Annotated in this window: 15 protein-coding genes and 1 riboswitch; of the genes, 3 read left to right on the top strand and 12 right to left on the bottom strand. The window is 33.1% G+C overall.

The window, feature by feature from the left end:
* Positions 1 to 159 precede the first annotated feature (159 nt).
* The 8 genes from thrB to CN692_RS19445 all read right to left on the bottom strand — a co-directional run bounded on the left by thrB (position 160) and on the right by CN692_RS19445 (position 12,257).
* Positions 160 to 1,068 carry a homoserine kinase gene (gene thrB / locus CN692_RS19410; RefSeq protein ID WP_098120765.1) on the bottom strand — a complete coding sequence of 303 codons (909 nt, stop codon included), beginning with the start codon at positions 1,066 to 1,068 and terminating at the stop codon, positions 160 to 162.
* Positions 1,065 to 2,123, bottom strand: coding sequence for a threonine synthase (gene thrC / locus CN692_RS19415; protein ID WP_098120766.1), 1,059 nt, complete (start codon positions 2,121 to 2,123; stop codon positions 1,065 to 1,067). Before thrC ends, thrB begins: the two co-directional genes overlap by 4 nt.
* 1 nt (position 2,124) lies before the next feature.
* On the bottom strand, positions 2,125 to 3,420 hold the full coding sequence (locus CN692_RS19420) for a homoserine dehydrogenase (RefSeq protein ID WP_098120767.1): 1,296 nt from the start codon (positions 3,418 to 3,420) through the stop codon (positions 2,125 to 2,127).
* Positions 3,421 to 3,552: 132 nt separating this feature from the next.
* The gene (metA, locus tag CN692_RS19425) at positions 3,553 to 4,458 is read right to left on the bottom strand and encodes a homoserine O-acetyltransferase MetA (RefSeq protein WP_098120768.1); all 906 of its coding nucleotides are present in this window, start codon (positions 4,456 to 4,458) and stop codon (positions 3,553 to 3,555) included.
* A 132-nt stretch (positions 4,459 to 4,590) separates the two neighbouring features.
* Positions 4,591 to 7,968 (bottom strand): methionine synthase, encoded by a 3,378-nt coding sequence (gene metH, locus CN692_RS19430; RefSeq protein ID WP_098120769.1) that lies wholly within the window; start codon positions 7,966 to 7,968, stop codon positions 4,591 to 4,593.
* Positions 7,965 to 9,791: a bifunctional homocysteine S-methyltransferase/methylenetetrahydrofolate reductase gene (locus CN692_RS19435; RefSeq protein ID WP_098120770.1), complete on the bottom strand. Its 1,827-nt coding sequence runs from the start codon at positions 9,789 to 9,791 to the stop codon at positions 7,965 to 7,967. Before CN692_RS19435 ends, metH begins: the two co-directional genes overlap by 4 nt.
* Positions 9,792 to 9,871: 80 nt before the next feature.
* A riboswitch (SAM riboswitch) is annotated at positions 9,872 to 9,975 on the bottom strand.
* A 114-nt stretch (positions 9,976 to 10,089) separates the two neighbouring features.
* A complete protein-coding gene (gene shc, locus CN692_RS19440) occupies positions 10,090 to 11,955 on the bottom strand; it encodes a squalene--hopene cyclase (protein WP_098120771.1) in 1,866 nt (621 codons plus the stop codon).
* A 14-nt stretch (positions 11,956 to 11,969) separates the two neighbouring features.
* The gene (locus CN692_RS19445) at positions 11,970 to 12,257 is read right to left on the bottom strand and encodes a hypothetical protein (RefSeq protein WP_098120772.1); all 288 of its coding nucleotides are present in this window, start codon (positions 12,255 to 12,257) and stop codon (positions 11,970 to 11,972) included.
* Between the two features lie 233 nt (positions 12,258 to 12,490).
* Here CN692_RS19445 and CN692_RS26825 point away from each other — a divergent pair, with 233 nt between their 5' ends.
* A complete protein-coding gene (locus tag CN692_RS26825; RefSeq protein ID WP_257144083.1) occupies positions 12,491 to 12,955 on the top strand; it encodes a hypothetical protein in 465 nt (154 codons plus the stop codon).
* A 327-nt stretch (positions 12,956 to 13,282) separates the two neighbouring features.
* Here the strand turns inward: CN692_RS26825 and CN692_RS19460 are convergent, their stop codons facing one another.
* Positions 13,283 to 13,594: a DUF3892 domain-containing protein gene (locus tag CN692_RS19460; RefSeq protein WP_098120774.1), complete on the bottom strand. Its 312-nt coding sequence runs from the start codon at positions 13,592 to 13,594 to the stop codon at positions 13,283 to 13,285.
* A gap of 312 nt (positions 13,595 to 13,906) precedes the next feature.
* Between CN692_RS19460 and CN692_RS19465 the strand changes: the two genes are divergently transcribed.
* Together CN692_RS19465 and CN692_RS19470 are read left to right on the top strand one after the other, a co-directional pair.
* Positions 13,907 to 14,977, top strand: a complete 1,071-nt coding sequence (locus CN692_RS19465) for a GerAB/ArcD/ProY family transporter (RefSeq protein ID WP_098120775.1) — start codon at positions 13,907 to 13,909, stop codon at positions 14,975 to 14,977.
* 253 nt (positions 14,978 to 15,230) lie between these two features.
* On the top strand, positions 15,231 to 15,680 hold the full coding sequence (locus CN692_RS19470) for a DUF1569 domain-containing protein (protein ID WP_098120776.1): 450 nt from the start codon (positions 15,231 to 15,233) through the stop codon (positions 15,678 to 15,680).
* 200 nt (positions 15,681 to 15,880) lie between these two features.
* Here CN692_RS19470 and CN692_RS19475 read toward each other — a convergent pair whose 3' ends face one another.
* The 3 genes from CN692_RS19475 to CN692_RS19485 all read right to left on the bottom strand — a co-directional run bounded on the left by CN692_RS19475 (position 15,881) and on the right by CN692_RS19485 (position 18,604).
* Complete coding sequence (locus CN692_RS19475; RefSeq protein WP_098120777.1) at positions 15,881 to 17,443, bottom strand: MFS transporter; 1,563 nt, start codon at positions 17,441 to 17,443, stop codon at positions 15,881 to 15,883.
* A 67-nt stretch (positions 17,444 to 17,510) separates the two neighbouring features.
* Positions 17,511 to 17,840 (bottom strand): ArsR/SmtB family transcription factor, encoded by a 330-nt coding sequence (locus CN692_RS19480; RefSeq protein ID WP_098120778.1) that lies wholly within the window; start codon positions 17,838 to 17,840, stop codon positions 17,511 to 17,513.
* 212 nt (positions 17,841 to 18,052) lie between these two features.
* Positions 18,053 to 18,604, bottom strand: coding sequence for a dihydrofolate reductase family protein (locus CN692_RS19485; protein ID WP_098120846.1), 552 nt, complete (start codon positions 18,602 to 18,604; stop codon positions 18,053 to 18,055).
* Positions 18,605 to 18,752 lie beyond the last annotated feature (148 nt).

The following is an 18,752-nucleotide window of genomic DNA, read 5'->3' on the forward strand; positions in this document are numbered from 1 at the left end:
TCTTTACTGGACTTTCAGTTTTAATAGCCCTTTTCAGCTTTTATTTGCACTCTACACTAGGTTATTTACTGTTTTAGCCTTATTATTTACACGCATTTTACTTTTTATCTGTACAAGAAAGAAACCACTCAACTTCAAAAAGAGTTGAGTGGTTTTCTTCTAATTAGAATGAATTGAGTGTTTAACTTTTGCACCCTCATTTTCAATTTTAATCTCACTTACTTCACAATTTGGAAATAAGTTTTTGAAATATGTAGTGGCTACTGAGCAACTTTCTATGGAAACAAAAGCTAGTACAGTAGGACCAGCACCGCTAAGCACAAAACCGTGTACAAATTCAGGTAATTTCAGTTTCTTAAGAGTATCTAATTCGTTTACGATTTTGCTGCGATATGGTTCATGAAATAAGTCTCTTTTCATCATATCGCCTGCTAATTTCCAGTCTTCCTTTAGTAGTGCTGTAATCAATAGATTGCTAAAACTACTAGATAGAATAGCATCCTTATACGGAATTGTTGCGGGCAAAATATTTCTTGCATGAATTGTTTCTAATTCGTATGTAGGGATTATTGCTACTACTGATACTTTATTTATAGTTGATTGTTGAATATAAGCTTTTCCGTCGATATAAGTCCCTATAACTAGCCCACCATAAAGTGAGGCACCAACATTGTCCATATGACCTTCTAATGCGGTTGCTATTTGTAGTTGTTCTTCTAATGATAAATTTAAATGGCAAAGTTCATTTGCTAATATAATGCCTCCGACTATTGCAGAAGCACTACTTCCTAAACCTCTTGTAAGCGGAATATCACTTTCAAGCTTTAGATGACAAGATGGCAATGTTTTGTTATTTGCTTTGGCAACTTCAATAGCTGTTTGAAAGATTAAATTTGTTTGATCTAGCGGTATATTTTTTAAATAATCACTAAATCCCTCGCAACTGTATTTATCATTTTCGAATACTTCAATTGTTAAATACCGATTAAATGCAATACCAATTGAATCAAATCCTGGCCCTACGTTTGCAGTGCTTGCAGGAACGGTTATTTGGAAAAGCTTTTTCATATAGAAACCACACCTTGTAAATGTTCTAATACAATCTTTTCTTCATTTGGTAATAAAATGGGTTCGATTTTACTTGACTCAATTGCGATATCAGGATCTTTTAATCCATTGCCTGTTAAAATGGCTACTACTTTAGTGCCTTTTTTAATTACACCAGACTGAACTTGTTTATAGACCCCGGCAATACTTGCACATGAACCTGGTTCTGCAAATACTCCCTCTTTTGATGCAATCCATTTATAAGCTTGTAAAATTTCGTCATCTGTTACACTATCGATTGCACCATCTGATTGCTGTATGGCATTTACTGCATATTCCCAGCTTGCAGGGTTTCCGATTCGAATAGCCGTTGCAATTGTTTCTGGATTTTCAATCTTTTTATTATTTACAATCGGTGCAGCACCCGCTGCTTGGAAACCATGCATTTTAGGTAATTTAATACCATGTTTTAATTGATATTCGTTAAACCCTTTCCAATAAGCTGTAATATTTCCAGCATTACCAACCGGGATTGCTAGTATTTCAGGTGCTTCCTCCAATTGTTCACATATTTCAAAAGCAGCTGTTTTCTGGCCTTCAATTCGATATGGATTAACTGAATTTACTAACGTAATTGGTTCAGATTCACTAATTTTTCTTACCATTTGAAGCGCGTGATCAAAATTCCCATCGATACTTATGATATGTGCGCCATACATTACAGCCTGCGCGAGTTTGCCGTATGCAATTTTTCCGTTTGGAATAATCACGAAACATTTCATACCAGCTCTAGCTGCATAAGCGGCAGCCGCAGCAGAAGTATTTCCTGTCGATGCACAAATAATTGCTGTACTGCCCTCTTCTTTAGCTTTAGCAACTGCCATAACCATACCACGATCTTTAAATGAACCAGTTGGATTTAAACCTTCTAGTTTTACATATAATTCGATACCCCACTCCTGTGACAAACGTGATAAATAAAGTAATGGAGTATTCCCTTCATTTAATGTTAATTGTGGCGTTTCTTCATTAATAGGTAAGTACGTTGAGTATTTTTCAATTAAACCCTTATACATCTCATTCTTCACCTGCAATTCGATAATAGCTACGAACTTCATCGACTACATCAGATGTTTCTAAACTTTCAATTACTTTTTTATAAGACGAGTATGAGGCATTGTGAGTTACTAAGATAATTTCAGCTAGCCCTTTATGCTTTAAAGGAACTTGAATAATTTTCTCAAAACTAATATCTGACTCTGTAAATAGAGAAGTAATTTTAGCAAACGATCCTAATTGATCTTTTACAGTAAATCGGAAGAATGACTTGAAATAAATTTCATCATCTTCTTTTAATTCTTTTGGATACTGAGGTAAGATAGCACTTGTTCCGTTTACACCTAAACGCATATTTTTCATCACTGCAACTAAGTCAGACACGATTGCAGTTGCTGTTGGCAAACTGCCTGCACCTGGTCCATAAAACATCGTTTCACCTACAGCTTCACCATATACATACACTGCATTAAATTCATTGCTTACAGATGCTAATGGATGATTGTGCGCAATTAAAGTCGGTCCAACACTAACTTCAATACGATTATCATTTCTCTTTGCATAGCCGATTAATTTCATTGTATATCCAAAGTATTTAGCGTAATCTATGTCCTCTGAAGAAACTGAGCTGATCCCACGTACTTGAACATCTTCAAGTTCAACATCCATTGAAAATCCTAATTTTGCTAAAATCGTCATTTTTCTAGCAGCATCCAATCCTTCAACATCAGATGTTGGGTCTGCTTCAGCAAATCCTAACTCTTGTGCTTCTTTTAAGACATCTTCATAAGCTTTTCCTTCATTGCTCATCTTTGTAAGGATGAAATTTGTCGTTCCATTGACAATTCCCATCAGCTTGTTTACACGATCAGATGCTAAACCATCTACTAAACTACGAATAATCGGTATTCCACCTGCAACGCTAGCTTCGTAGAATAAATCGCATTTATTTTCATTTGCTACACGGAGTAGTTCTGTACCATATAATGCCATTAAATCTTTATTTGCTGTTACGACATGTTTTTTATTTCGAAGAGCATGTAGTATATAATGTCTTGCATCTTCAATTCCACCCATTACCTCTACTACAACATCTATTTCAGCATCATCTAATATTTCGTATGCTTCTGTTGTTAGTAAATCCTTCTGAATCGAAACAGAACGCTCCTTTTCAAGGTCTTTTACTAAAACCTTTTTTACTTTTACAGAACAACCGATTTGATGAGCTAGTCTGTCTTGATGATCTTCAACAATTTTTACAACACCACTTCCAACAGTTCCAAGTCCTAATAGGCCAATTGAAATACAGTCCTTCATATGATCTCCTCCGTTAAAATTTGATATTATTTCCATTATGGGAATAGTTTATGGAAATAGCAAACATTTTTTTAAATTTTCCAATTATTATTATCTAAAATATTACAAAATTATGAACCTAAAATGATAAAATCATAAATTGTAAGGGGTTTCTTGGTAAACATAGTAATTTAACCAATTCGAAAATAATAGATTTCCATGACTTCTCCAGCGTACAATCGGTGACTTTTCTGGGTTATCATTTTTGAAATAGTTTTTTGGTATATCAATTTCCACGCCTCTTTGTACATCTCTTTCGTATTCAGATTTTAACGTATCAATACAATATTCATGATGACCTGTCGCAAAAATCTGTTTTCCGTCCTCACTCATAACAAGATGGACGCCTGCATCTTCAGATAAACTTAAAATCTTTAATTCTCCTACACTTTCAATATCTTCTTTTCGAACTTCAGTATGTCTCGAATGTGGAACATAGTACTCATCATCAAATCCACGTACGAGGTTTATAAATCGATCTTCTACTGTATGCGGAAATACGCCGAACATTTTTTTAGTTAATGGATATTTAGGCACACCATAATGATGGAAAAGTCCAGCTTGTGCCCCCCAACAAATATGAAGTGTAGACGTTACATTTTCTTTTGTGAATTCCATAATCTCTTTTAACTCTGACCAATATTCAACTTCCTCAAACTCTAATGTTTCTACTGGAGCACCCGTTATAATAAAGCCATCATATTTTGTATCTTGAATTTGTGAAATTGTTTTATAAAAGCTGGAAACATGTTCTTCAGACACATTTTTAGGCTTGTATGATTCAGTACCAATTAAATCAATATCCACTTGTAATGGAGAGTTTGCAATTAAACGTAATATTTGCGTTTCAGTTTCAATTTTAGTAGGCATTAAGTTTAATATACCTATTTGTAGCGGTCGAATATCTTGAGTCTCCGCTCGTTCTTTCGTCATATAAAAAACGTTTTCATTCGTTAATATTTCCGTAGCAGGTAGATCTTTGTTGATAATTACTGGCATTTTACTTCCACTCCTCTTTTTTCTTAGAAAAAAGGCAGTAGAATGATAAGTTAATTAATTACTACTACCTTATTAATTTTTAAAAACTAAAATTTAGATTTATTGATAACAATGAATAATTATTCTTTCTTTTTAAACTGAAAAATATCTTCCATCTTTATGCGAGAATACCATTGCAGTTACAGATGCTTCAGGAAGCATCATGAACCCTTCTGTCAATTTAATTCCAATATCGTTTGGGTTAATTAACTTAAATAGTTTTTCTTGGTCCTCGAGATTTGGACACGCTGGATAACCAAATGATACCCTGACGCCTTGGTATTTAGCTTTAAATCGTTCAGACATTGTAAAATCTGGTTGATCTGGGAATCCCCATTTTTCTCTCATTAACATGTGAGTTTTTTCAGCTAAACCTTCTGCTAATTCTAACGCTAGGGAGAATAGTACATGACTCTTTAAATACTCCCCTTCTTCTTTCAATCTTTCAGCAATATTTCTAACTCGTGGTCCTGAAGTTACTGAAAAGAATCCGACATAATCCATTTCTTCGCCAACTGGATTTAAGAAGTCGCTAATACATAGATTAGGTTCCTTTCTTTGTCTAGGAAATTGAAAGCGTTCAATCGGTTTAAGAGTTTCATGGTCATAGATAATAACATCATTTCCATCACTTTGAGCTGGGAAAAAATGATAGATAACTTGGCAATCAAAATATTCATTTCCGTCTCTTAAGAATGCTTGAACTAACTCGTATAATTCTTGACCTCGCTCTTGGTTTTCCCATTTACCCTTTACACCCAAATGATGTCCGATTAACATTTGATAATTAATAAAAGGTGCCACTTGAGCTACTGGTATATTCTTTAAGACAGTTTTAGTTAATGAAGAAGGTACTAGACAATCTGACTTTTGAATTGCTGATCTAGTAGTACTAATTTCAGGAACGGGCAATTCGATGACGTTATCAACTTTTTTTATTGCTTTTTTCTTTTCTTGTAGCACTTGTAATTCATTTGGATTAACAATTTTATTCGCTAAATCTAAACCCGTCATCGCATCATTTGAATAAGCAACTAGCCCGTCATATATTGGCTGAATGCGATTTTCTGTAAACTTTCTAGTTAATGCTGCTCCACCTACTAAAATTGGTGTATCGATCCCGGCATTTTTTAAATCGCCAGCAGTAATTACCATTTGTTGTGCTGATTTTACTAGTAAGCCTGATAATCCGATAATGTCTGGTTTATTTTCACGAATTTTTGTAATTAAATCGTCTGGTCGAATATTAATGCCTAAATTTACAACATCAAATCCATTATTCGTTAAAATAATATCAACTAAGTTCTTACCAATATCATGAACATCACCTTTTACAGTCGCCAATATGACTTTTCCTTTTCGAGAGCTCTCAGTTTTCTCCATAAATTGTTCTAAAAAGGTTACTGATGCTTTCATAACTTCTGCGCTTTGTAGTACTTCAGCAACAATTAGTTCATTATTATTGAAAAGTCTTCCAACTTCATCCATACCTGTCATAAGAGGACCATTTATAATATTTAAAGGTATGTCTCCGCGTTCGATACAAGTTTGTAAGTCTTCTATTAGTCCTTGCTTCGAGCCTTCAATCACACATGCTGCTAATCTTTCTTCAATTGGAAGCTGTTCTTTTGGTTTTTCTTCTTTTTTTACTGAATTTCTAAAATGCTCTACAAACTTATCTAATGTTTCTTGTGAAGTATGGAATAATAATTCCTCAGCAAGCTCACGTTCTTTTGCTGGGATAGAAGCAAATCGTTCTAGTTTCTCAGTATTCACGATTGCGTAATCTAGTCCCGCCTTTGTTGAATGGTATAAGAAAACTGCATTTAACACTTCGCGACCAGTATTTGGTAAACCAAACGAAATATTACTTAAGCCTAAAATCGTTAAACACTCTGGAAATTCATCTTTTATTAATTTAATGCCATCAATTGTTGCTTTTGCAGATCCAATATATTGTGTATCACCTGTTCCAACAGGAAAAACTAGTGGATCAAAGATAATGTCAGTAGCACGAATTTTATATTTTTCTGTTAATAATTGATAACTTCTTTTTGCAATTTCTAATTTTCGTTCAGCCGATACAGCCATTCCATCTTCATCAATCGTACCGACTACGACAGCAGCACCATATTTATGGATGAAAGGTAAGATTTTCTCAAATCGCTCTTCTCCATCTTCAAGATTGATCGAATTAATGATCGCTTTCCCTTGAATATAAGTAAGTGCTAATTCAATTACATTTTCATCAGTCGAATCAATCATGATTGGTACTTTCACTTTATTAACCAATTGCTTTACAAAATTCTCCATGTCTTCAACTTCATCACGGTCTGGATCTGCCATACATACGTCGATGACATGTGCTCCTTTTTTCACTTGAGCTCTAGCGATTTCTGAAGCTTCCTCAAATTTTCCGTCGGCTATTAATTTTTTAAATTTACGTGATCCGATTACGTTTGTTCTTTCACCTACAAATAGTGGTCTCATACTATCGTCATATTGAAGTGACTCTAATCCACTAACTGCGTGGTCCAATCTTTTTTTAGGCTGACGAGGGCTAATTCCAGATACTGCCTCTTTCATTGCTCTAATATGCTCAGGAGTCGTACCACAACAACCTCCAATAATATTAATCCAACCTTGCTCAGCAAAATCACGTACTTTTTTCGCTAATGATTCAGGAGATTCATGATAATGTCCATCTTCATCTGGTAAGCCAGCATTAGGATAACAAGATACAAATGTCTCAGAAAGATCCGACAATGAGCGTACATGATCCCTCATAAACTCAGGCCCTGTTGCACAGTTTAATCCAACTGAAATCGGAGAAATATGCTCAATTGCTAAATAAAAAGCATCAATCGTTTGACCTGCTAAAGTCGTCCCCATCGGTTCGATTGTTCCTGAGATCATAACTGGTAATTTTATATTTAATTCTGTAAAGGCATTACTAATTCCAATGCAAGCAGCCTTAACATTTCGCATATCTTGACAAGTTTCAACTAGTAAAATATCTACGCCACCATTGATTAATCCAGTTGCTTGACGATTGTATGAGGTAATCAATTCATCAAATGTTACGCCTCCTGTAACACTAATTGCTTTTGTTGTAGGCCCCATCGCACCTGCTACAAAAACATCTTTACCAGATGCTTCAACTGCTTGCTTTGCAATTTTTGCTGCTATTTCATTCAATTCAATATCTAAATGCTGTAAATTATAATCAGATAAAACAATATTTGTGGCCCCAAAAGTATTCGTTTCGATAATGTCAGATCCTGCGTTTATATACTCCTCATGAATCTCTTGAATAACATCTGGTCTAGTTACAACTAAATATTCATTACAGCCTTCATAATCTTCCCCACCAAAATCATCTGCAGTTAAATCACGTTGCTGAATCATCGTTCCCATTGCACCATCAAGAAGTAATATTTTCTCTTTTAAAACTATATCTAATTGTTTCATAGTTGTATCCCCTCTTTATTGCTGCTTTTAGTAAAATGAATTAAGTCTTCTGTTATTTCATACTTCAAAAATGGTGTAATTAAATAAATGCCATTAAATTTATCTTTTGCATAATTAATAAGTTCTTTTGCAATTTTTTTCCCTTCATCGATTGCCTTTTCTGGTTCAACTGATGAAATTCGGTTCCTTACTTCATCTGATAAAGTTATTCCAGGAACTTCATAATGAATAAAGTCGGCATTTCTTTTACTAACTAATGGCATAATGCCGATAAAAATTGGTTGCTTAATATGACGTGTCGCCTCGTATAACTTATCAATTGTTTCAAAATCATATATAGGCTGAGTTAAGAAATAATCCGCTCCTGCTTCAACCTTTTTCTCAAGTCTTTTGATTGCCGCATCAAATTTTCGAATATTTGGGTTAAAAGCAGCTGCGACTGAAAATCTCGTTCCATTTCCTAAGCTTTTACCTGAATAAAGTCTGCCTTCATTCATTTCTTTAATCATTCGAATAAGATCAAGTGATGCTACATCATAAACTGAAGTTGCGCCAGGAAAATCTCCGACTCTAGCTGGGTCTCCTGTAATCGCAAGAATTTCGTTTAAACCTAAAGTCGATAACCCCATTAAATGAGATTGAAGTCCAATCATATTGCGATCACGACAAGTCAAATGAGTTAAGACTGGAACGTCTAATCTTTGTAACAGCGAAGCCATTGCCACATTCGAAATTCTCGGTGAAGCTAGTGGATTATCTGCTAACGTAATCGCATCAGCTCCTGCAGAATGTAACGCTCTTGCTCCTTCAAAAAACTTTCTCGTTTGTAAAGTTTTCGGAGGATCAAGTTCAGCGATAATCGTCGTTTTCTGTTTTGCTTTTTCTGGCAAAGTCTCATCCTTTTGTTCTACTTGCTTTGGGATTGTAATTTTAATCGTTCTGCTCTTCACTTCTTTTTTTGTAACGGGTTGTAAAGTATCAATCTTTTTTCGTAAAGCCGCAATATGTGCTGGTGTAGTACCACAGCACCCACCGATTAGTCTTACACCTTGTTCGATAAATGGTTTAGCCATATCTTCAAAATATTCTGGATTCGATTTGTATTCGTATTTCCCCTCTGCATACAATGGTAAGCCTGAATTTGGAAATGCTGATAAGTAACCATTTGTTGGTAATGATACTGTATTTAGCGATTCTAGCATATGTAGTGGTCCTAAATGACAATTGATACCGACTACATCCGCCCCCAAATCCACTAATCTAGGAAGTATTTTCTCAATATATTGGCCACTTTGCATAATCCCAATTTCTTGTAGCGTTACTTGAGAAATAATCGGTAAATCCGTTCTTCCTCTTAGTAGATTTACAGCATCGTATAATTCATTTTCATCATAAAATGTTTCAAGCATGATTCCATCTACGCCTTCTTCTAGAAGTGCTGAAGCTTGCTCAAGCAACATCATTTCCCGTTCTAAAGGAGTTGTAAACGTAGATCCAACATATTTCATTCCACCAATACCACCAATAACTAAGGCTCTTCCCTTCGAAGCAGCTCTAGCATTTCTTACAGCCATTTGGTTGATTTGTTTTACTAACTTCTCTAACCCATATTGTCTTAGCTTTCCAGCATTTGCACCGTACGAATTTGTTTGAATTACTTCTGCACCAGCATCTATATATTGTTCATGAATATGAATGATTCGATCCCGTTCAGTAATATTGAGTTCTTCAAAGCAACTGTGTAGCCCTCCTGAATACAAAAGTGTACCCATTGCACCATCACCTAAAACAATTCCATTACTTAACTTTTCCAACAAGCCCATTTCATCACTTCCTGTTTATATAAAATAAAAAACGCCATTCTCTCAAAAAATGAAAGAATGACGTTAAAGTTTAATTTTACGCCTTATCTCTCATGTTTTAAACATGCTGGATTTAGCACTTTTTAGCATAAGCTAAAGTTGCCGGGTTTCAAAGGGCCAGTCCCTCCACCACTCTCGATAAGGATTATTTAGTTTTTTTATTCAATGAAGATAGTTTACTATATTTATATGATAAAAGAAAGCCATTTATTGAAAAATTTCCAAAAATAAATTTATTCACTTTACATAATGTTATTATTTAACTATTTTTAAAGTGTGCTAATGCAAGTAAAGGGTAGATTTCATTATAGCTATGATAATTAATATAAAACTGACCTGGTAGTCCAAGTCCTGTAGGATATGATAGCGCCTTATTAGAAATTTCATTTTGAGAGACTAAATAGTTAATCCCTCTTCTAATCACTTCATCATCTTTATTTCGAATTGTCAGTAAGGCATCAATTACCCAACCAGTTTGACTAGGTGTACTATACTTTAATGGAATATAAGAACCTTTAACCGTTGAAAATCCTGATTCTCCCCAACCTCCGTCCTCATTTTGAATCGAAACTAACCATTTCTCGGCTTTTTTAATTGCTTCATGATTTTTAGAAACCCCCACAGCTCTTAAACCAGTAATTGTTGCCCACGTACCATATAAATAACAAATTCCCCATCTACCATACCAACTACCATTTGATTTCTGGTTTTTAAACAACCAATCAACTGCTTTTTTAACAATTCGGTCATCATTAGAAATTGATGTATAGTTGCCAATAAACTCCAATATACGCCCTGTTAAATCAGGAGTAGAAGGATCAATAATCGCATCTTTTGCATTTTCAATCGGTAAATGAGTAAGCCACTTATTCGTTACGTTTTTTTCGAATGCTCCCCAACCACCATCGTCATTTTGCAATCCAAGTAAAAAATGAACGCCTTTTAACCAACTTTCTTGAAAGTTTGGTTGATCCATTGCACTTCTTGATAGTGCCCTCAACACGGCACCGGTATCATCATTATCTGGTATAAATGAATTCACATCAGAAAATCCCCAGCCACCAGGGCTTAAATTTTTAGCATGTACAGACCAGTCACCAATCAAATCTTGTTGTTTAGAAAGTAAGTAATGAATAGATTTTGAAATAATCGGATCATTATTTGAATAACCCGCTTCTTGAATTGCATATGACAATAAAGCTGTATCCCAAACTTTTGATGGCGAATTTTGAATATGAAGTCCAGCATCTGTATTCGTCGCATATGAAAGGAGTCCTTGTAGTGCATCTTGAATGACGGAAGATGAAACTTTATATCCTAAAGCCATCAAAGCATAAACCATATAAAATGTAGAACTAGCATAGCTATAAAAGGTTCCATTTGTTTCAATCCGATCTAAAATAAATCGTTCAGCCTTTTCATAGCCTTTTTGATGAAAATATAAAGGATAGGAAGCAAGCTTCTTCCCTTCTTCAAGAATAAATTGATAAAATGTCCCCCGCTCTTCGTTAAACCATTCCATTTCACTGTCTTCTAAAAGATTATCAATATTTAGATCATCTTCTAATTTCACTTTAAAACGTTTATTAATACATAGAATCATAGGTACTAAATGAACCCTAGCATAATTACTTAAATCAAATAAACTTAATGGCATTTTATCAGGCAATAAAAAATAGCTCATTGGAAAGTAAAACAACTTTGGATAGGCAATTAAACCGTGAATGGCAAGAATCATTTTAAGCATAAAATGTGTTTTTTTTATTCCACCATTTTCTCGAATGAATTTTTCAGCTTTCTTCATACTCGAATGATCTTTTGTATACTTTTTTGAGACTAATAAAGCTATGTAAGCTTGTACGGTTGCGTTTAAGTTACCATTTTTTTCATCCTCATATAATTTCCACGCCCCATTCGGATGTTGAAGATTGATAATACGATCAATAATTCCATCAATTAACTGATTGTTTTCGTAACCTAGATCCTTCATAAGTAAAATCATAAAGCTATCTGTTAATAAAGCTCCTTCAAACACAAATTCCCATGAACCATTTTCTTCTTGTCTATTTCTCAAACGTTTGATTCGCTCTTCAATATTTTGAATAACAATATTATCGAGGTCCATTAAACCACCTCAGTTCAATTATTTTCTGGCTGATGATATTTTTCCATTCTTGATGAATGCTCACTATTTATTTCTTCTACAAGTTCCGGTACATCTTCTTCCTCTTTTTTACTAAAATAAACAATCGAAATTACAAAAGCCAGGATGCTAAATGGTAAAACAATAATTTGAAATCCAAACCAAGTAAACGAATGCAAAACTTGAAAAATACTACCCATTACTAAACAAAATGTTAGTAAAAACAAGTCAAGGACAATCGTGCCAATAAATGATTTTAAAATGTTAATTAAAAAATGTTTCAACAATATCACACTCCATTACTAATCTATGATTTAAATATGAAATAATGAATATTCGATGTGATTAGTTATGTTTCAAAAAAAAGAATTCTACAATTATGAAGATTACTCCCATTAGTTTAAATGCGTATTTTTACCATTTTTCTGTAAAATTTCTTTAAAACTATTAAAAGTCTAATCAGAAACTACTAAATATGAATATAGTGAAAGTACAAATAAAAAAGGGGTTTTACAATATGGCAGCAGATTTTGAAGATTTCAAAGCTTTAAAAGATGAAATACAAGAGTTAATAGAAAGTAGTGCAAATGACTCAATCAACTTCAATTTTATCAATATTGAAATTAAAGAGAACCGCATCCAAGTTGAACAAAGAGCAGAAGGTGGCGGTCAGATTAATAGAAATGTTGGTATGAACGCAAACCAAGGCGGTCAAAATGCTAGAAACAACAGCCATACTGCAAATACAAAATCACAATTTGCAGATGGAAATGGCAGAAGTGGTATTGCTGGAAAAGATAACGATGAATTAGGTGGACAACAAGGAATTAAAATCAGAGATAGTAAAATAAAAGAAAGTAAAATCAGAACAGATTCTGAACACAACGAAGGCGCACAAGTTGACGAAGAAAACGCTGAACAATTCCAATTACCAAGATTAAATAGACTTAATAGAACAGATATAACGGATATAACTGAATAATCAAATAACGATTCACGTTCTAGTCTATGAGTCATGTATCTTTTTAAAATGTGGACAAGTTATTGAAATTTTTATAAAGTGGATGACTCAATCTATTATTAAAAAATGCGAACAAAAAGTGAACTATATTGATAAAGTTGTGAACTTCATTGATATATGGCTATTCTTCGTTGATAAATTACCAATTCTCGTTGATATATCGCTATTCTTCGTTGATATATCACTATTCTCCGTTGATATATTAATAATTGAACGTACTCATAGAAAAAATCCACAAGGAATATTAATTTCCGAGTGGATTTTCTTCATTATAATACTTTTTTTAGTTTAAAATTCCGGCAGATTACTTAAATTGTTTTCTGCAATGCCGTCCGGTTCACTTCTAAGAATGTCTCTGCCATATTTATGGATTACATCTACATGTGCTAAATTTCCATTTTTTGCTTCGCTTAATGCTTGAATGTAATCTAATTCTCGGTTAAGACTTGTTCTGAAGCCAATTAAATCGCCATCATCATTTTTACGAACTGCAACAATATGTTCCTTATCTTGATTTACAGTATCATCTTCCCTACCTCGTTGAATTTCACTTTGATTTCTATACTGATCATAGGCTTCCTCAAATCGATCTTGTGTCATTTTAATCTCCTCCTTTTTTATTTAGTCTTGCCATTGATGGATTATGTATAACTATTTGGACTGAGATGTATGAAAACGTTAATCTATCATAAATAAGTCTTTTCTGTTTTTAAAGTAAGATTTTTGCACTAGTTAAATCACTAAAATTTTTCAGTTTTTTTTAGTTTCCACTTCCTATAAACTATAACAAATTCTAGATGCCAAGGAATTTCCATACATATCCAATTCAGTTCAGGAGATACTATATTAAGCTTGGGGGATTCTTTAAGGAGTTGGTTTTAACTGGAAAGAAATGCAAAAAACTCAATCCAAATGATTAATAATAAACACCTCTTCTATTTAATGATTTTTACACAATTTGGTTCAGGTATGATCGGTATGCCTAATAATATTTATAATATAGCTGGTCACGATGGATGGATTTCATGCCTAATTGGAGGCGTGTTTGTTCAAATCCTTTTATTTCTTTATTATCGTTTATATAAAAAATTCCCTTCAAAAAGCTTTACTGACTATACAAAAATTATTACAAATCCATTCATTGGGACATGTATCAACATTTGCTATTATCTTTATTTTGTATATGTCGTGATTGTCGTATCATTGAGGTTTTCAGATATTATCACAATTTGGATTTTTCCAAAAAGTCCTTCTTGGTTAATTCTGATTCTATTTTTACTAACAGCGTACCAAATAGCGAATAAAGATCTCCAAACGATTGCTAGAACATATATACTATGCTCTTTTATCTTAATCTTTTATATTCTACTTCTTATATATGCATACAAAGACATTCATTTTGGCAGTGTTTTACCGATTGGTCAATCTTCCATTTCAAAGATTGGTTCTGGGTCTTATTGGTCTTTTATAGAAATGTTAGGTTTTGAAATCTTTTTATTTATAACACCAAGCTTTCAGAACTCTAATAAAAAAATTATGACTTTGACTTTCGCAAATATTTTCAACACTTTACTTTGCACTTTTACTATTTTTACTTCTTACATAAGGTTAAGCAATAAAGAAAATAGTTATATCATCGATCCGATTCTATATATCTTTAAAACATACCACTCAAAAATGGTTGAAAGTTTAGATACAATTTATTTAAGCCTGTGTACAATACAAATTTGCGCTACAATAGTTACTTATCTTTATATCATTAGTGAGAGTGTTCATAAGCGTTTATTTGTAATTGTAAAAAGCAGAAATAGTATTTTATTCACCATTATTTTAATTGTATTTGCATTTTACCCACTCATATCATTACGTGTGATAAAAAGAGAAGATATCGTTCATTTTGGAAATTATTTGGATCCTGTTTTTATTATCATGATTCCATTTCTGCTATTGCTAATACATAAAGTTAGGGCTTTAATTAAATAAACTTTCAAGAAATACGTTCATTCACAAAAAGGCACAAGTAAATCACACTTGTGCTTCTTTTTTATTTAATTTTACAAAGAACAAAACAGTGTTTTTACTCTCCCATATTTAAAAATTTATATCAATATGCAATTTTTTAATCTAAAAAAATATCATTTTACTTGCTAGAATTGTTATTCCACCAAGTTGAAGAAGGATTAAGTGTATTTTAAAATGAATATAATGATAGTTAACATATAAAGGGGAATTAACGATGAAAAATATTTTTAATCAATTGCATACAGAGGAAATTTTAAACCGTATAGACAACTTAACCCCAAATTCACAACCGCGATGGGGAAAAATGGATGTTGCCCAAATGCTAGCTCATTGCTCAGCATTCCAAGATATAGCAATGGGAAATTCTTTTCCCCCAAGAAGTTTGTTAGGTCGGCTAGTAGGTAGATTTGCGAAACCAATTTTTTCAAATGACAAACAAGTACCTCGTAATATGTCCACTATTCCAACCATTTTGATTACTGATCAAAAAGAATTCGAATTAGAAAAAGAGAAACTAAAGCAAAAAATTATTACATTTCAAAAAGATGGTCCAGAGAAATGTACAATTCATCCACATCCTTTTTTCGGTAAATTTAGCTCAAAGGAATGGGGAATTGGAATTTATAAACATCTTGATCATCATTTAAGACAGTTTGGGGTTTAGTCGTCTATATCTTAATTTTATAATTCCATATAACTAGGATACTCGAAATAACGTACAACCTTTTATTAACGCACTAATCTGATAAAAACAAAAAGGAGTCAATCATCGACTCCTTTTTTGTTCAACTAGATATGTTAAATTTTTCTTATTTTATAACTCATGGCCTTCATCAATACAATACCTTATTTTGATTAGAGCTTTTACTTATTATCCTTAATTGTTCTTTTCTCTTTTATTAGTAAAGTTGCTGCTAGTGACCCAATAAGTAAAAGGATCGCAATGGACAAATTTACATCTTTTATTCCAGCGTTGAAAGCACTATAAACAATATGTTTAATGTTTTCAAAGGCTGGCATTTGTTTGAATACTTCAGCCTGTTTGCTATCAAAAATTAGCGAGCCAGCAAAAGCTCCTGCATGATGAAAAACATTGAGCATTTGACTTTTAAATTCAGTATTAATAGATTGCATTTTCATAAAATGTTTATTCAATGAACTGTTATAACCTTCTGTCAATTTAATCCCTAGCATTACCACACCAAATGAAATACCAACTTGACGAAATACGTTTAAAATTCCTGAAGCCATACCAACCTGTTTTTTATCAACAGAACTCATAGCTGCATTAGCGATTGGTGGATTTACCAAAGCATTACTAATTCCTAAAAGTACAAAACCAGGCATTAGATAGCTCCATTCAAAAGGAACTTTGATCATATGGCGAATAAGCATGATGCCAATTGCTCCAATAAATAATGCACCACTAATCAACCAACGATTACCTATTTTCCCAGAAATAATCCCCGCTAACGGGCCCAAAATTATCGTAAACCCACTTATTAGTAGCATTTTAACGCCAGTTTCAAAAGCTGTATATCCCATATAATTTTGCATAAGGATTGTTAAATATGTGAATCCACCATATAAACCTGCACCTAAAACAAACGCCGAAATATTAGCGCCATTAAATGACCAATTTCTAAAAATTGATAATTCGATCATAGGTTGTTTTACAATTCTTTCAGTTATAATAAACGCAACTAATAATAAGATCGATAAAACTAATAGACTCAAAATATGCCAATCGGTCCACAAATAATTTTCATGTATTTCTTTTTGAATTAAAGCTAAAACCATCGTAAAAATGAATGCTGTACTTAAAACAAACCCTAAAAAATCGATTTTTTCATCACTTTTTCTTTCGCTTTCCTGAATGAAGAAAATTCCTAACAGTATTGCCACTATGCCAATAGGGATATTAACCAAAAAGATTGATCGCCATCCAAAACTGTCAACTAAGGCACCGCCAATAAGTGGACCAGCGGAAATTGCAAGCCCAACTACACTACTCCAAATTCCTAATGCTAGCCCTCTTTGTTTTTCAGGAAATGAAGCTGTAACAATCGTTAATGATAAAGACATCATTGCTGCTCCGCCAATTCCTTGGAAACCTCTAAAAATATTCAGCCAAAGATCACTACTTGATATACCACTTGTTAAGGAGCCAATGACAAAAAATCCTAACCCGAATAGAAACACCTTTTTACGCCCGATGATATCTCCTAATTTAGAAACTGGCAATAACATCGCAGCATAAACTAAAGTATAAGCATTCAATACCCATTGTAAATTTGAAAAATCAGATGAAAAATCTTTTTGAATCTTAGGTAGTGCTACATTCACAATCGTAATATCAAGCATTGCCATAAATACAGCTAAACTAACTGTGATTAAAACCCACCATTTTCTAATTGTATTTTCCAAAATAATATCCCCTCTCATGTTTACGTGCACACAAATGCACGTATTATATAAAATGAAAAGCACCCTTCTATTCCAAACTCATGAGTGCTTTCATATTATTTGCTGTCTCTTCAAAGATATCGACAATAAATTTTTTATTTGCTTTGTAGTAAATTCCCCGACCTTCTTTTCTTCTTTGTACTATATTAAATCGATTCATAAAATCCAGATGACGAGAAATCACTGAACGATTTTGAGGAAAATTCTCTGCTATCTCTCCAATAGTCATTTCCCCATTAATAGCAAGGAAGATCAACAGTTCAGTTCGAACTGGGTCTAAAATCGCTCTAAAAAATTCAATATTTATATTATCTTCAATCATTTGTTTACATTTATTTGGATCATGATTAATTCCCATCATCTCACCGCCTAATTTATATTATATGCATATGTGCGCACGTGTCAACGAATTAATTTTCTACTCAAAGGGATTTTTCTTATAATAGCAAAAAGCCATTCTGCAATATAAGTAATTTAACTATGTAAAAAATTTCTTAATAACTCGATTAATTTCTACTAATTGTAATGAAACTATATACTACTTTCAAGCAAAAAAATAATCAAATTCACTTACAACTCCCTTTGATAAATCACTTGTACAACGCCAGAAGAAAATGTTTTCGTGTTAATCAATTTTAAATTCATTCTCTGTTTTAAATCAATAAACAAAGGTTTACCTTCACCTAAAATGACAGGATGAATAGATAATCTAAATTCATCAACTAACCCCAAATTGATAAATGATGTAATAAGACTTGCACCACCGTATAACCAGATATCTTTACCCGACTGCTCTTTTAATTTATTTACTACTTCTGATATATTTTCATTTATATAAATTGCTTTATGCTCGTCATTAGTTTGAGTTCTGGAAAATACATATTTTTCTTTACTATGTACTAATTTCCACATTTCCTTATCGGCTTCAGATTCATCTATTCCTGGCGTATAATTTCCCCATAAATCGTAGCTTTTTCGACCATATAAAATAGTATCTATTTGATCAAGGAAATTAGTGAAATCCATTTCCGGATCCATTATGCACCAATCAATTTCTCCGTTCTTTCCTTCAATAAAGCCATCTAAAGTAACTGCTAAATCCAAGATTACTTTTCTCTTCATATCGACTTTGGTCAAAACACTTCCTCCTTTTTTATAGAAATCATCTCGAATCGAATGTTTGTTCTTATTTTTATTATAACAAGCTCTCTTGCCGTTATCAAATACATATTGGCCGTATCTAGGACTATACGAACAGTATGTGAACTTT

It is taken from the genome of Bacillus sp. AFS002410 (assembly GCF_002556365.1).
GTDB lineage: Bacteria > Bacillota > Bacilli > Bacillales > Bacillaceae_G > Gottfriedia.